Source organism: Bradyrhizobium sp. BTAi1, from assembly GCF_000015165.1.
GTDB lineage: Bacteria > Pseudomonadota > Alphaproteobacteria > Rhizobiales > Xanthobacteraceae > Bradyrhizobium > Bradyrhizobium denitrificans.
Genome location: NC_009485.1, coordinates 6,289,137 through 6,301,820, shown reverse-complemented (window position 1 = coordinate 6,301,820; position 12,684 = coordinate 6,289,137). Strand labels below are relative to the sequence as shown.

The 12,684-nt window shown below is 67.1% G+C and carries 13 protein-coding genes; 8 read left to right on the top strand and 5 right to left on the bottom strand.

All coding sequences use genetic code 11. The features are described from left to right. Positions 1 to 248: 248 nt before the first annotated feature. The gene (locus tag BBTA_RS41685; protein WP_256374677.1) at positions 249 to 371 is read right to left on the bottom strand and encodes a hypothetical protein; all 123 of its coding nucleotides are present in this window, start codon (positions 369 to 371) and stop codon (positions 249 to 251) included. Between the two features lie 48 nt (positions 372 to 419). Between BBTA_RS41685 and BBTA_RS28420 the strand changes: the two genes are divergently transcribed. Together BBTA_RS28420 and BBTA_RS28415 are read left to right on the top strand one after the other, a co-directional pair. After that, positions 420 to 1,277, top strand: coding sequence for an SDR family oxidoreductase (locus BBTA_RS28420; RefSeq protein ID WP_012045955.1), 858 nt, complete (start codon positions 420 to 422; stop codon positions 1,275 to 1,277). Positions 1,278 to 1,285: 8 nt separating this feature from the next. Continuing rightward, a complete protein-coding gene (locus tag BBTA_RS28415; protein ID WP_012045954.1) occupies positions 1,286 to 1,588 on the top strand; it encodes a hypothetical protein in 303 nt (100 codons plus the stop codon). A gap of 30 nt (positions 1,589 to 1,618) precedes the next feature. On the opposite strand, the gene BBTA_RS28410 is transcribed toward BBTA_RS28415, so the two are convergent. Continuing rightward, a complete protein-coding gene (locus BBTA_RS28410; protein WP_041750950.1) occupies positions 1,619 to 2,260 on the bottom strand; it encodes a response regulator transcription factor in 642 nt (213 codons plus the stop codon). Then, positions 2,257 to 3,666 (bottom strand): histidine kinase, encoded by a 1,410-nt coding sequence (locus BBTA_RS28405; protein ID WP_041751653.1) that lies wholly within the window; start codon positions 3,664 to 3,666, stop codon positions 2,257 to 2,259. Before BBTA_RS28405 ends, BBTA_RS28410 begins: the two co-directional genes overlap by 4 nt. 188 nt (positions 3,667 to 3,854) lie before the next feature. Here BBTA_RS28405 and BBTA_RS28400 point away from each other — a divergent pair, with 188 nt between their 5' ends. The 3 genes from BBTA_RS28400 to BBTA_RS28390 all read left to right on the top strand — a co-directional run bounded on the left by BBTA_RS28400 (position 3,855) and on the right by BBTA_RS28390 (position 7,242). Continuing rightward, on the top strand, positions 3,855 to 4,799 hold the full coding sequence (locus BBTA_RS28400) for a DUF2380 domain-containing protein (RefSeq protein WP_012045951.1): 945 nt from the start codon (positions 3,855 to 3,857) through the stop codon (positions 4,797 to 4,799). A gap of 216 nt (positions 4,800 to 5,015) precedes the next feature. Further along, positions 5,016 to 6,725 (top strand): sulfatase-like hydrolase/transferase, encoded by a 1,710-nt coding sequence (locus BBTA_RS28395; RefSeq protein WP_012045950.1) that lies wholly within the window; start codon positions 5,016 to 5,018, stop codon positions 6,723 to 6,725. Between the two features lie 121 nt (positions 6,726 to 6,846). Then, positions 6,847 to 7,242, top strand: a complete 396-nt coding sequence (locus BBTA_RS28390; protein ID WP_012045949.1) for a rhodanese-like domain-containing protein — start codon at positions 6,847 to 6,849, stop codon at positions 7,240 to 7,242. A 90-nt stretch (positions 7,243 to 7,332) separates the two neighbouring features. Here the strand turns inward: BBTA_RS28390 and BBTA_RS28385 are convergent, their stop codons facing one another. Both BBTA_RS28385 and BBTA_RS28380 read right to left on the bottom strand, forming a co-directional pair. Further along, a complete protein-coding gene (locus tag BBTA_RS28385) occupies positions 7,333 to 8,889 on the bottom strand; it encodes an ABC transporter permease/substrate-binding protein (RefSeq protein ID WP_041750949.1) in 1,557 nt (518 codons plus the stop codon). Beyond that, positions 8,886 to 9,680, bottom strand: coding sequence for an ABC transporter ATP-binding protein (locus BBTA_RS28380; RefSeq protein WP_041750948.1), 795 nt, complete (start codon positions 9,678 to 9,680; stop codon positions 8,886 to 8,888). The genes BBTA_RS28385 and BBTA_RS28380 overlap by 4 nt, the downstream gene beginning before the upstream one ends. A 156-nt stretch (positions 9,681 to 9,836) precedes the next feature. Here BBTA_RS28380 and BBTA_RS28375 point away from each other — a divergent pair, with 156 nt between their 5' ends. The 3 genes from BBTA_RS28375 to BBTA_RS28365 all read left to right on the top strand — a co-directional run bounded on the left by BBTA_RS28375 (position 9,837) and on the right by BBTA_RS28365 (position 12,684). Then, complete coding sequence (locus BBTA_RS28375) at positions 9,837 to 10,649, top strand: ABC transporter ATP-binding protein (protein WP_012045946.1); 813 nt, start codon at positions 9,837 to 9,839, stop codon at positions 10,647 to 10,649. Further along, a complete protein-coding gene (locus BBTA_RS28370; RefSeq protein WP_012045945.1) occupies positions 10,649 to 11,434 on the top strand; it encodes an ABC transporter permease in 786 nt (261 codons plus the stop codon). Before BBTA_RS28375 ends, BBTA_RS28370 begins: the two co-directional genes overlap by 1 nt. A gap of 221 nt (positions 11,435 to 11,655) precedes the next feature. After that, positions 11,656 to 12,684 (top strand): ABC transporter substrate-binding protein, encoded by a 1,029-nt coding sequence (locus tag BBTA_RS28365; protein ID WP_012045944.1) that lies wholly within the window; start codon positions 11,656 to 11,658, stop codon positions 12,682 to 12,684.

The following is a 12,684-nucleotide window of genomic DNA, read 5'->3' as shown; positions in this document are numbered from 1 at the left end:
CAGGAGCGTAGTACTCCGGAGAAACACGGATACGGAAAATTAAGACGAAGCGGCTAGCGCTGCTAAACAGGTGCCGATTGGCGCCACCGCAGCGCTGCATCGGACGATCGGCCACGATCGGCAAAAGAGCTCCGGGTAAAGACGGAAAGGTTAATGATCTCATAAGGTCAGAGACGTTTCTTGATCTCGATTATCCGCCCTCATCCAGCTCACCTCAGCTGTCATCCGCTCAAGGATCGAATTCTAAATCACATTCTTGCGGCGGTCCGCCCGGCCGCCAGCGAGACGATTCCCGGTGTCATCGGCTCGAACGGCTGCCGGAAGCGCAGCCGGCTGTCGCGCCCGTCCGCCGCTGAAAACAGCACCAGCATGACGCTGCATCTCATGCGATAATCGTCCGGCAAATCGTTGAGGTCGCCATGAAATCCGTCGTCGTCACCGGCGCGTCCACGGGCATCGGTTTCGCCTGTTCGAAGCTTCTGCTCGCACGTGGCTTTCGTGTCTTTGGGAGTGTTCGCAACCCGCTTGATGCGGAACGGCTGCGCACCGAGCTCGGCGCGAACTTCACTCCCTTGCTGTTCGACGTCACGGACGAGGCGGCGGTCAAGGCAGCCGCCGGCGAGGTGCGGGCGGCGCTTGGCGGCGAGGCGCTTGCCGGCCTGGTCAACAATGCCGGCATTGCGGTCGCTGGTCCGGTGACGGAGCTGCCGATCGCGGAGTTCCGCCGCCAGATGGAGGTCAATGTCATCGGCCCGGTCATTGCCACCCAGGCCTTCGCGCCGCTGCTCGGGGCGGATCCCGCGAGGTCCGGCGCGGCAGGGCGGATCGTGATGATCAGCTCGGTGGCAGGCCGCAATGGCAATCCGCTGATGGCGCCTTATTCGACCTCCAAGCACGCGGTCGAAGGTCTGTCGGAGAGCCTGCGTCGCGAATTGATGCTGTTCGGGATCGACGTCATCATCATTGCCCCCGGCGCGGTGAAGACGCCGATCTGGGCCAAGGCGGAGGAGGTCGACCTGTCGGCCTATCAGAGCTCGCCGTTCTTTCCGGCGTTGCAGCGGATCCGCGGCTTCATGCTGCATCTCGGCAAGATCGGGCTGCCGGCTGAGACCATCGCCGAGCGGGTGTTCGAGGCGCTGACGGCGCCCGCGCCCAAGGTGCGCTACGAGATTGCGCCCGATCCGCTGCGGCAGTGGATCACCCGGCTGCTGCCGAAGCGGACCGTCGACCGCATCATCGCCAAGCGGCTCGGCCTGACACCGCCGGCCAAGGTCTGACCCAGGCCATGACGACCATCGGCAAGACCCGGGCGGAGCTGACCCGCCTGGTGGAAGACGCGATCCGCGCGCAGCCGGGATGCGAGACCGCGCGCGTGCCGTCCGTCCAGGCCGTCGACGTGCGCAGCGGCCGCAACTGGGAAATTCCCCATGTCGTTCTTGGCGACAGCCTGATCAGCGACATCGACCGCGCCGTCATGAGCGTGCAGCGCCGGCTGGGGCGGGAGTTTCATCTGACGGTCGATCCCGAAAGCCGGGAGTCCGCATCGGAGACGGCTGACGCGGCACGCATTCACCCGGAGCAGTCCTGACCCCCGATAAATCGTGGACGTCGATCGGGGTCAGGTCAGCAGGCCCTGGCGCAGCGCCAGGCGCACCAGCTCGATATCGGTGCCGACGCCGAGCTTGTCCTTGATCAACGAATGCAGATTGGCGATCGTCTTCGGGCTGAGGTGAAGCGCGGATGCGATCTCCTCGGTGGTGCGCTCGGCGAGCAGCATCTGCATGACCTCGAACTCGCGCGCCGTGAGGACGTCGGCGGCGGCCCTCTCGCCACACAGGCGGCTGAGCGCGAGTTCGTGGTCGATGTCGGGGCTGATCGCGATGGCGCCGCCGAGCACCTCCATCACCGCGCGGACCAGGATCTCCGGGGGGCTGCTCTTGGTGACATAGCCGCGGGCACCGGCGCGGATCGCCTGCACGGCGAATCCCGCGTTCTCATGCATGGTGAACACGAGAATGCGCGCGTCGCGATCCCATTGCCGGATGCGTCGAATGCCCTCGATGCCGCCGACGCCCGGCATCGTCAGGTCCATGATGACGAGATCCGGCCTCACCTCCTTGAACAGGCGGTAGGCCTCGGCGCCATCGGACGCTTCGGCGACCACACGCAGGCCGTGCTGCTTCTGCAGCATGGACCGATAGCCCTCGCGCACCACGGCGTGGTCGTCCACCAGCATGATCGTGCCCGCCGCGTTCGTCATGCTGCGCACCCGATCGGTGCCTGCACGGGCGAAAAGGCCGGGACGGGGATCGTGACGTGAAGCCGCGAGCCGCCATGATCTCCCGCGGCGAAGCTCATGTCGCCGCCGAGAGAGGCCACGCGCTCGCGGATCCCGAGCAGGCCCATGCCTGGCGGGCCCATGAGATCGCTGGCTGCGCCATCATCGGCCACCGTGAGGACGATCCGATCCGGCGAAGGGCCCTGGCCCAGGCTGTTCTGTGCCGCCAACTGCAGGCGGACCCGCGTGGCCGCGGAATGCTTGGCGCAGTTGGTGAGCGCCTCTTGCGCAATGCGATAGAGATTGTTGGCGGTTGTGTCGGGGAGCCGATCGATCGGGCCGGACAGGTCGATCTCGAACCGGGCTGGTCCGCGCTGTCGCCTGTTCCAGCCCGCGACCAGGCCCTCAAGGCTGGCGGCCAGGCCGAGCTCGTCGATATCCGGCGGCCGCAGCCGCACCAGCGCGCCGCGCAGTGTCTCCATCATGTCCGCGGCGGTGCGTGCAATGCTGTCGCACTCGCCGAGCGCAGCGGGACACGCCAGGGCGACGCTCTCGCGCATCGCCGCCGCCAGCGCGCGGATCGCTGCGAGCGACTGCCCGAACTCATCGTGAAGCTCGCGCGCGAGGTGACGCCGCTCGTCGTCCTGCAGGGCGATCAGGCGCCGCGTCAGCTCGCTGCGCTGCGCCAGCGCCGCCTGCAGCCCGTCGGCAAGCTGGTTGAAGGCGTCGCGGATGGCTGAGAGCTCAGCGAGGTCGAAGGGCGGCAAACGCGCCGTCAGATCGTTGGCCACGATCCGCTCGAGGCCGGCGCAGATCAGCCGGGTCGGGCGCAGGGCGCGTGCCAGCGCCGCATGGGCCAGCACGCAGAGCAGCACCAGCGCCGTTCCGAGCACCGGCAGCAGCCGGCGCAACTCTCGCCAGGCGTCGGCCGTCATCACGTCCGCATCGATCCAGACCACCGCATCGCCGATCTTGCGGTCACGCGACAGCACCGACCGCGTGGCTTCCTGGCCCGGACCGAACAGCCCGCGATACAGCATCGCAAAGGCGCGCGGCGGTTCGTCGCTCTGCGCGTCCGCGCCGCCGCAAATCCGCTGCAGCATATGATCGCCGACCGCGCGGTAGGCGATGCAGAGGCCGGGCGTCATGCTGGCCGCCGCGACCGCATCGAGGTCGGGAAAGCCGGCCGGCGGATTGTTGACCCATTGCATCTTGCTCTGCTGCAACTGAAGCGTCCGGGCCGTGATTTCGGCAATCCGCGCATTGCGCGCATCCGCCGATCTCGCGATGTCGAACAGGACATAGGCACAGATCGCTGCGAAACAGAGGGTTGCCACCCCGGAGATGCGCAGTGTCAGCCGGTATTTGAGGTCGTAGCGGGTCCACATCTTCAGCGCATCCATGGCAGTCCAGCCCGGTCGGCATTTAACGGCAGAACCGGCAGGGCCGAAAGCGCCACGGGCGAGTGGCCGCGTGGTCGTGAAATTTTCCCGCGGGCCGTCGGGAGCGGAGCCGGTTCTGCGCGGCGGCAGCACGCCTAGCATTCGGTCCTGCAAGCATGTCTCTGGAGACCGCCATGTCACACCGCCGCTCCGTCCATTGTCTCTTCCTCGCGCTTCTTGTCGTCGCTGGTCCGCTCCGTAGCGCGGCCGCATCCGATCCCGTCCCGGCTGTGATGGTCGACGATTTCAGCTATCTCGACACGTCCGGCGAGCCGATCGACCAGACGGCGGCACATCAGCGCCGGCTGCAGGCCTTCGTGGCGGCGTTGAAGCACGACGTCGCGACCGATCAGCGTCTGCGGCTGGTCAGCCCGTCCTGCGGCGCCGCCTGTCCCGCGGCGGATGCTCCGCCGGCCGCCCGATTGCAGATGGCCGCCGCGGCCGGCGCGGGCATCGTCATCACCGGCGGCGTGCAGAAGCTGTCGACCCTGGTGCAATGGGCGCGGGTGGCGGCCATCGACGTCGCATCCAGCCGGGTGCTGTTCGACAAGCTGTTCACCTTCCGCGGCGACAATGACGAGGCTTGGGAGCGTGCCGAAACCTTCGTCTCACGCCAGATGCGCGAGGCGCTGGTCACGCCGGCGCCGGTCCGGCTGGCCTTGCTGCCGTTCGAGCTCGACGATACCAGCGCAGGCGCTGCGCTCGGCGAGACCGAGGCGGACCACAAGGAGCTGCAGGCGGCGACCGATGCGGTCCGGCAGGTGCTGGAGCAGTCCGGACGCTACCGCCTGGTGGACGCAGCCGCCGGCATCAAGCCGGGCCAGGGGCTGCGCGCGTGCGACGATTGCGAGGCTCGGATCGCCCGCGAACTCGGCGCGCAGCAGAGCCTGCTCGGGATCATCAGACGGATCGGCCGCACGGAATACATCGTCGGCTTTCGTGTCCGCCAGGCAGACGATGGTGCGCTGGTGCTTGCCGGCGACAGCGGGCTGCGCCTCGGCGCCAATTATTCCTGGAGCCGTGGCGCGGTGCGCGTGATCCGCGAGCAACTGCTCGGCAGTGGCGATTCCGAACGGTGATTGCCGGACCGAACGCGCAGGTGCCGCCGTCAGGATCGCGCGCCGCGGCGGTGGCCGGTGCGCCATGCTGCGATGCCGGCCGAGCGGCGGCGCTCCGGGCAATTCCGGTTGTTGTTATTTGTGACGATTTGATTACGGTCGGATGACACAGTAGGGCGTCCTGGTCGGCTGGCAGGTGCCGGCGCGGGGACTGTCCGGTCCGAGTATCGCCGCGTCATGTCGCTGACTCCGAACCACGAACCGATCACCACGCTCGCAGCGGCGAGCGCGACGCGATCTGCCGCCGTGCGGCTGTCGGCCGTCGCGGCACCGCATGTCGCGGCGCTGGCGCTGATGCTGCACACCGAGACCGATTTCGGCTCTCGCCTCGGCTTCGTGCTGGCCTGGGGCATCCTGAACGGCTTCTGGCTGGTGCTGCTGCGGCGCCCGGCGGTGTCGGGCGCCCTGGCGCTCACCATGGTCGTGGTGCTGGTGCTGCTGTCTCAGCTGAAGCACGCCGTGGTCCAGATGACCGCGAACTTCGTCGATGTGATGCTGATCGACCACGACAGCGCGGCATTCCTGTTCACGATCTTTCCGAACCTGAAGCTCTCGGTGCTGGTGGCGGCGGCCGTGGTGCTGCCGCTGATGGGCCTGCTGTGGTGGGTCGATCCGTTCCGCGTCGCGCGGCTGCCGGCGCTGGCGGGCAAGCTCGCCTGCCTCGCCGCGCTGACGCTTTATTCACTGAACTGGCGCGACGAGGCTTGGCGCGGCTATTACGACGACGGCTATCTCTCCAAATTCGCGCGCTCCGGCGTGACCGCGGTCTCGGATTTCCTCGCCAACGGCTTCATGGAATCCGACGCCACGGCCGATCGCCGGCTGGCGGCCGTGCTCCCGGACTCCTGCCATCCGGCCGGACGGCGGCCGAACATCGTGCTGATCCACGACGAATCGAGCTTCGACATCCGCTCCGCCCCCGGCATCAAGGTGCCCGAGGGTTATGGCAGCCATTTCAAGTCCTATGACGGCAAGGCGCGGCAGTTCATGGCCGAGAGCAATGGCGGGCCGAGCTGGTTCACCGAATACAATGTGCTCGCCGGCCTGTCGTCGCGCTCGTTCGGCCGCTTTGCCTATTTCGTCACCCGGATCGCCGCTGGCCGCGTCGAACGCGGACTGCCCTGGGCGCTGCGGCAATGCGGCTATGACACGGCCTCGATCTATCCCGCGCACGGCGCCTTCATGAGCGCGCGCAGCTTCCAGACGACAATGGGGATCGAGCGCTTCCTCGACGCGCGCGACCTCGGCGCCAAAGGCGTCGAGCCCGACAGCTTCTTCTATGACGCGGCGCTCGATCTGATGCAGCAGCGGCAGCGGACCAAGCCGCTGTTCATGTTCGTCTATCTCGCCGCCAATCATTTCCCCTGGGAGACCACGTTCCGGCCGGATCTGACGCCGGCCTGGCGCGCGCCCGGCAATCTGCCGGCGATCGATGAGTATCTGCGCCGGCAGGCGATGAGTGCGTCGGATTATCAGCGCTTCGTGGCGAGCCTGAAGAAGCGCTTCGGCGACCAGCCGTTCCTGATCGTGCGCTATGGCGATCACCAGCCGGAGTTCTCGCCGCACATTCTCGATCCCAAGCTCGACGAGGCCGGCATCGGCCAGAAGCTGGAAACCTATGATCCGCGCTATTACGCGACCTATTACGCTATCGACGGCGTCAATTTCGAGCCGCGCCGGAGCGAAATTGTGATGGACAGGATCGACGCGGCCTATTTGCCGCTGGTCACCCTGGAGGCGGCCGGCATTCCGCTCGACCCGTCCTTCGCCGAGCAGAAGGACATCATGCTGCGCTGCAAAGGCGTGTTCTATGCCTGTGGCGAGGGCGCCGAGGCACGCCGCTTCAACCGGATGTTGATCGATGCCGAGCTGATCCGGGGCTTGTAGAGCAGGCCTGTCGCTGGCGGAAGACCTCACGGATTCGCGATCAGCGGGTCGACCGATCGGAGCATTGCAGGGGTGGCCGTGCTGGGCTACCCCGTGCGCTCCGTCCAATGGGAGGTCCGACATGTCCACATCGGTAAAAGAGCTGTTGGCTGCGGCCAATGCCGTGGTGCCGAAGATCACCCCGGCCGAGGCGCAGGCGATGATCGCCAAGGGCAATGCCCTGGTGCTCGACGTGCGCGATGCGCCGGAGATCGAGAAGAGCGGCAAGATTGCCGGCGCCTTGCACGTGTCGCGCGGCATGCTGGAGTTTCGCGCCGACCCGGACTCGCCCTATCACGACAAGACCTTCACCAAGGACAAGAGCGTGATCATCTATTGCGCCTCCGGCGGCCGCGCCGCGCTGTCCGGCAAGACGCTGAAGGATCTGGGCTACGACAAGGTGTTCAATATCGGCGGCTTCAAGGATTGGGCCGACCATGGCGGCGCGGTGGAGAAGCCGATCGAGCCGGGGATGTGATCCAGCTCAGTTGATGGGTCGCGGCGGTCGTCGCACCAACCACCTCCGTCATTGTGAGCGCTCGCAATGACGCGGAGGATATGGCGCGACCTACTTCGCGATCCTGCTCCACAGCCAGCGCGCCACTGCTTGTGGTGACGAGTCCGCGTCGCTGCCGGAGGCGCGCAAATTCGCCTGTTGCATGGTCGCGATGTCGATGCGGCCGAGCAGTGGCCGCAGCGCGTCCTGCAGGGCGTGGTCCTCGGCCCGCTTGGGCGACACCAGCAGGATCGCGTCATAGGGCGGGATCGCATGCTTGGGATCGTCGAGCACGACGAGATCGTATTTCGCGATCAGGCCATCGCTGGTGTAGCCGGCGATGACGTCGACCTCGCCCGAGGCCACCGCGGCATACATGAAATCCGGCTGCATCTGGCGCTGGGTGCGGAAGGCGAGACCATAGGCGTCGCGCAAGGCAGCCCATTCCGGGCGTGAGAAGAACTCGTAGTCGCCGGCGATCGACATGTCCCGGCTGCGGCGTGCGAGATCTTCGACCGTGCGAATGCCGAGCGCCGTCGCCTTCTGGCGCGGCATCACCAGCGCATAGGCGTTCTCGAAGCCGAGCTCGCCGAGCAACGTGATCTTGTCCCGAGCGAGATCCTGCTGCAAGGCCGCGAGCAGCGCCGCGCGGGGCATCTGCTCCCGATGATGGAACTGGTTCGCCCACAGCGTGCCGGAATAATCGACATAGGTGTCGATGTCGCCGTTCTTGAGCGCCTCGTAAATGACGCTGGAGCCGAGGCCGGCGCGCGAGGTCGCGGAGAGGCCTGCCGCCTGCAGCCGCTCGCTGATCAGCGCCGACAGCACATATTGCTCGGTAAAGGTCTTGGCGCCGATCGCGTAGCGTGCGGGGCTGCTGCCGAGCGAGGGCAGCAGGCTCGCGCCCACCATCAGCGCGATGGCCGCGGTCCCCGATCCGACGCGGGCGCGGCTGCGTGTCCGCAGGCCGAGCTCGATGAAGGCCAGCAGCTGATCGACGGCGAGCGCCAGCACTGCGGCGGCGACGCAGCCGAACATGACCAGTACCCAGTTCTGGGTCTGCAGCCCGGCAAAGATGTAGTTGCCGAGCGAGGTCTGGCCGATCGGCGTCGACAGGGTGGCGGTGCCGATCACCCACACCGCAGCGGTGCGGATGCCGGCCATGATCACGGGCAGCGCCAGCGGCAGCTCCACCATGAGCAGCGCCTGGCGCTCGGTCATGCCGACGCCCTTGGCGGCCTCGATCAGGCCGGGGTCGACGCCGTTCAGCCCGGTGATGGTGTTGCGCAGCACCGGCAGCATCGAATACAGCGCCAGCGCCAGCACCGCAGGCAGAAAGCCGAACGCGGAGAATGACAGGCCGAACCAGCGCAGGGTCAGCGCGGCGAGTGCAAGCAGCAACGGGTAGAACAGCGCGAGCAGCGCCAATCCCGGAACGGTCTGCACCACGCTCGCGATCCCGAGCAGGAGGTTGCGCAAGGTGGGGCGGTTGCGTGCCAGCAGCGCGAGGGGAAAGCTGACAGCGAGTCCCAGCGCGAGCGCGGCGATGCTCACGCGCAGATGGCTGCCGAGATAATCGGCGAGATGCGACAGCGCCTCGGCGAAGCGTGGATCGGACAGCAGGCTCATGCCGCGCCGCTCTCGGGCAGCAGCGCGGCGAGGCGTGCGGCCTGGCGGCGCGGCGTGGTCATCAGCTCCGCCACGTAAGGCTCGCGGCTGGCGGCGAGCGCGGCTGGCGTGCCGGCCTCGACCAGGTGCCCGCTGCGCATCACCGCGATGCGGTCGGCGAGCAGCAGCGCCTCGGTGATGTCATGGGTGATCATCACCGTCGTCAGCCCGAGCTGCGCATGCAGGGCGCGGTAGTCGCTGCCGAGCGTGTCGCGGGTCAGCGGATCGAGCGCGCCGAACGGCTCGTCCATCAGCACGATGCGGGGACCCGCGGCCAGCGCGCGCGCCACGCCGACGCGCTGGCGCTGACCGCCGGAGAGCGCATCCGGCAGGCGGTTGCGATGGGCGGCGCGGTCGAGCTGGACGAGGTCGAGCAGTTCGTCGACGCGGGCGGCGACCGCCTTGGGCGCTGTCCCCAGCAGCCGGGGCGTGATGCCGATATTGGCCGCAACCGTCATGTGCGGAAACAGCGCGCCGTTCTGGAACACGGTGCCGATGCGCCGGCGCAGGGCGACCGGTTCGAGGCAGCTGATGTCCTCGCCAGCGATGCGGATGCTGCCGCCATCCGGCTCGATCAGCCGGTTGGCGAGCCGCAGCAGCGTCGTCTTGCCCGAGCCGGAGCTGCCGACGATCGCCAGGAACTCGCCCTCGGCGATGTCCAGCGAGACGTCGTCGACCGCAGCCACCGCGCCTGCCGGGCCGGCAAAGGTCTTGTGGACGCGATCGTAGCTGATCAGGGGCGTGGGCTGCATGCGGCCTTTGGCGATCTCGAAGCTCGCGCGCTGCTCCCCCTCCCAGGGGAGGGCAAGGGCCCGCCCGATCGGACCTAGCACGTCCCGCCGGTGCGTTGAACTTCGCCGCGCAAGCGGCTAAGCCGTCCCGGCCATTTTCGGGGAGGAATCTGGAACGTGACGACGCCCACGGCCGCCGCGGTCTCGCTGGACGGGACGACGGTGGCATTCCGTCTCGCCGGCGGACGCACTTACACCGCCGTCGAAACGGCGCAGCTCAGCGTGGCCGATGGCGAGTTCGTCGCCATTGTCGGGCCGACCGGCTGCGGCAAATCCACCCTTCTCAACGTCGCCGCCGGGCTGCTCAAGCCGGCCGCCGGCAGCGTCCGCATTTTCGGCCAGCCGCTGGCCGGCCTCAATCACGACGCCGGCTACCTGTTCCAGGCCGATGCGCTGTTCCCCTGGAAGACAGCCCTGGAGAACGTCGCGATCGGGCTGGAGGTGGCGGGCTCCGCCCGGGCCGACGCGGCTGCGAAGGCGCAGCAATGGCTGGCCTCGGTCGGCCTTGGCGCCTTCGGCAACCGCTACCCGCATATGCTGTCGGGTGGCCAGCGCAAGCGCGTCGGGCTCGCCCAGGTGCTGATCCGCAATCCCAGAATCATCCTGATGGATGAGCCGTTCGGGCCGCTGGACGCGCAGACCCGGCAGATCATGGGCAATCTGCTGCTCGACCTCTGGAGCGCCGACCGCAAGGCGGTCTTGTTCGTGACCCATGACCTGGAGGAAGCGATCGCGCTCGCCGATCGCGTCGTCATCATGTCGGCCGGTCCCGCCTCGCGCATCATCGGCGACTGGCGGGTCACCCTGCCGCGCCCGCGCGACATCTTCGAGGTGCGGATGAAGCACGAGTTCCATGAGCTGCATCGCGAGATCTGGCAGACGCTGAAAACCGAGGTCGAGAAGACCTACAAGCAGGCGGGGGCGGTGTGATGTCGCGTCTCGGTCTGCTCGCGCTGCAGCTGCTCGTTGCGATCGTCGCGCTCGCGCTGTGGCAATTGCTGGCCACCGTGCCGGTGTTCGGCCGCATTTTGCTGCCGCCGTTCTTCTTCTCCAACCCGGTCGACGTGTTTGCCCAGGTCGTCAAATGGTTCGCGAGCGGGGCGATCTGGAAGCATCTTGCGATCACGCTGTGGGAGTCGATCCTCGCTTTCGCGATTGGCTCGCTCGGCGGGGTGCTGGTCGGCTTCTGGTTCGCGCGCAAGCCGCTGGTCGCCGCGGTGTTCGATCCCTACGTCAAGATGGCCAATGCGCTGCCGCGCGTGGTGCTGGCGCCGATCTTTACGCTGTGGCTGGGCCTCGGCATCTGGTCCAAGGTCGCGCTCGGTGTCACGCTGGTGTTCTTCATCGTCTTCTTCAACGTCTATCAGGGCGTGAAGGAGGTCTCGACCGTGGTGCGCGACAATGCGCGCATGCTCGGCATGAACGAGCGGCAATTGATGCGCCATGTCTATTGGCCGTCGGCGCTGTCCTGGATGTTCTCCTCGCTGCACACCTCCGTCGGCTTTGCGGTGGTTGGCGCCGTCGTCGGCGAATATCTCGGCTCCGCGGCCGGCCTCGGCTATCTGATCCAGCAGGCCGAAGGCGTGTTCGACGTCGCCGGCGTGTTCGCCGGCATGTTCGTGCTGTCGGCCTTCGTGATCCTGATCGATATCGGCGTCACCCTGGTCGAGCGGCGGCTGCTGGTGTGGCGCCCGGACGCCGCGGATGGGCGATGACGGGCGCGGTGTCTCATCACGCTCAGCTGTCGTCCCCGCGAACGCGAGGACCCATACCGCGTGATCTCGAGGTTGGAACAGATTGGTCGTCGCGCCGGCCACAAACGAGGGCCTGTGGTTATGGGTCGCTGGGTTCGCAGGGACGACAGCGAAGTTGGGGCCGCCTTCTCATTGATGGCCGACGGGCCTAATCTGATCGACGACATGAACGGAGGAAACGCATGAACAAGATCATCGGCCGGATCACCGGCGCGCTGCTGGCGCTGGGCCTGAGCACCGGTCTCGCCACCGCCGCGAGCAAGGTCACCGTCGCGATCGGCGGCGGCGCCTGCCTGTGCTACCTGCCGACGGTGCTGGCCAAGCAGCTCGGCGAATATCAGAAGGCCGGGCTCGACGTCGAACTGGTGGATCTCAAGGGCGGCTCGGATGCGCTGAAGGCCGTGCTCGGCGGCAGCGCCGACGTGGTCTCCGGCTATTTCGATCATTGCGTCAATCTCGCCGCCAAGAAGCAGGAGATGCAGTCCTTCGTGGTCTATGACCGCTATCCCGGCCTGGTGCTGGTGGTGTCGCCGTCGCACAACAAGGAGATCAATTCGATCAAGGATCTCGCCGGCAAGAAGGTCGGCGTCAGCGCGCCCGGCTCCTCGACCGATTTCTTCCTGAAATATCTGCTCAAGAAGAACGGGCTCGACCCGACCGGTACCGCCGTGATCGGCGTCGGCCTCGGCGCCACCGCGGTCGCCGCGATGGAGCAGGGCCAGATCGACGCCGCCGTGATGCTCGATCCCTCCGTCACCGTGCTGCAGGGCACGCATCCGGATCTCAAGATCCTCTCCGACACCCGCACCCAGCACGATACTCTGGAGGTGTTCGGCGGCGAATATCCGGGCGGGGCGCTGTATTCGACCGTGGCGTGGATTGCCGGCCATGAGAAGGAGACGCAGGCGCTGACCAACGCGATCGTCGCCACGCTCGGCTGGATCCATGCGCATAGTCCGGAGGAGATCATGGCCAAGATGCCGGAGGAACTGGTCGGCAAGGACAAGGCGCTCTATCTCGCCGCCCTGAAGAACACCATCCCGATGTATTCGCAAACCGGCAAGATGGATCCCAAGGGGGCCGACGCCGTGCTCGCGGTGTTCAGCACCGGCTCGCCCGATGTCGCCAAGGCCAATATCGACGTCAGCAAGACCTTCACCAACAAGTTCGTCGAGCAGGCGAAGGGCACGACTGGCACGGGCGCGAAATAG

Bases quoted from the DNA above. Each gene is read 5' to 3' on its own strand.
- BBTA_RS41685 (WP_256374677.1), bottom strand. From the start codon at position 371: ATGCTGGTGCTGTTTTCAGCGGCGGACGGGCGCGACAGCCGGCTGCGC.
- BBTA_RS28420 (WP_012045955.1), top strand. From the start codon at position 420: ATGAAATCCGTCGTCGTCACCGGCGCGTCCACGGGCATCGGTTTCGCC.
- BBTA_RS28415 (WP_012045954.1), top strand. From the start codon at position 1,286: ATGACGACCATCGGCAAGACCCGGGCGGAGCTGACCCGCCTGGTGGAA.
- BBTA_RS28410 (WP_041750950.1), bottom strand. From the start codon at position 2,260: ATGACGAACGCGGCGGGCACGATCATGCTGGTGGACGACCACGCCGTG.
- BBTA_RS28405 (WP_041751653.1), bottom strand. From the start codon at position 3,666: ATGTGGACCCGCTACGACCTCAAATACCGGCTGACACTGCGCATCTCC.
- BBTA_RS28400 (WP_012045951.1), top strand. From the start codon at position 3,855: ATGTCACACCGCCGCTCCGTCCATTGTCTCTTCCTCGCGCTTCTTGTC.
- BBTA_RS28395 (WP_012045950.1), top strand. From the start codon at position 5,016: ATGTCGCTGACTCCGAACCACGAACCGATCACCACGCTCGCAGCGGCG.
- BBTA_RS28390 (WP_012045949.1), top strand. From the start codon at position 6,847: ATGTCCACATCGGTAAAAGAGCTGTTGGCTGCGGCCAATGCCGTGGTG.
- BBTA_RS28385 (WP_041750949.1), bottom strand. From the start codon at position 8,889: ATGAGCCTGCTGTCCGATCCACGCTTCGCCGAGGCGCTGTCGCATCTC.
- BBTA_RS28380 (WP_041750948.1), bottom strand. From the start codon at position 9,680: ATGCAGCCCACGCCCCTGATCAGCTACGATCGCGTCCACAAGACCTTT.
- BBTA_RS28370 (WP_012045945.1), top strand. From the start codon at position 10,649: ATGTCGCGTCTCGGTCTGCTCGCGCTGCAGCTGCTCGTTGCGATCGTC.
- BBTA_RS28365 (WP_012045944.1), top strand. From the start codon at position 11,656: ATGAACAAGATCATCGGCCGGATCACCGGCGCGCTGCTGGCGCTGGGC.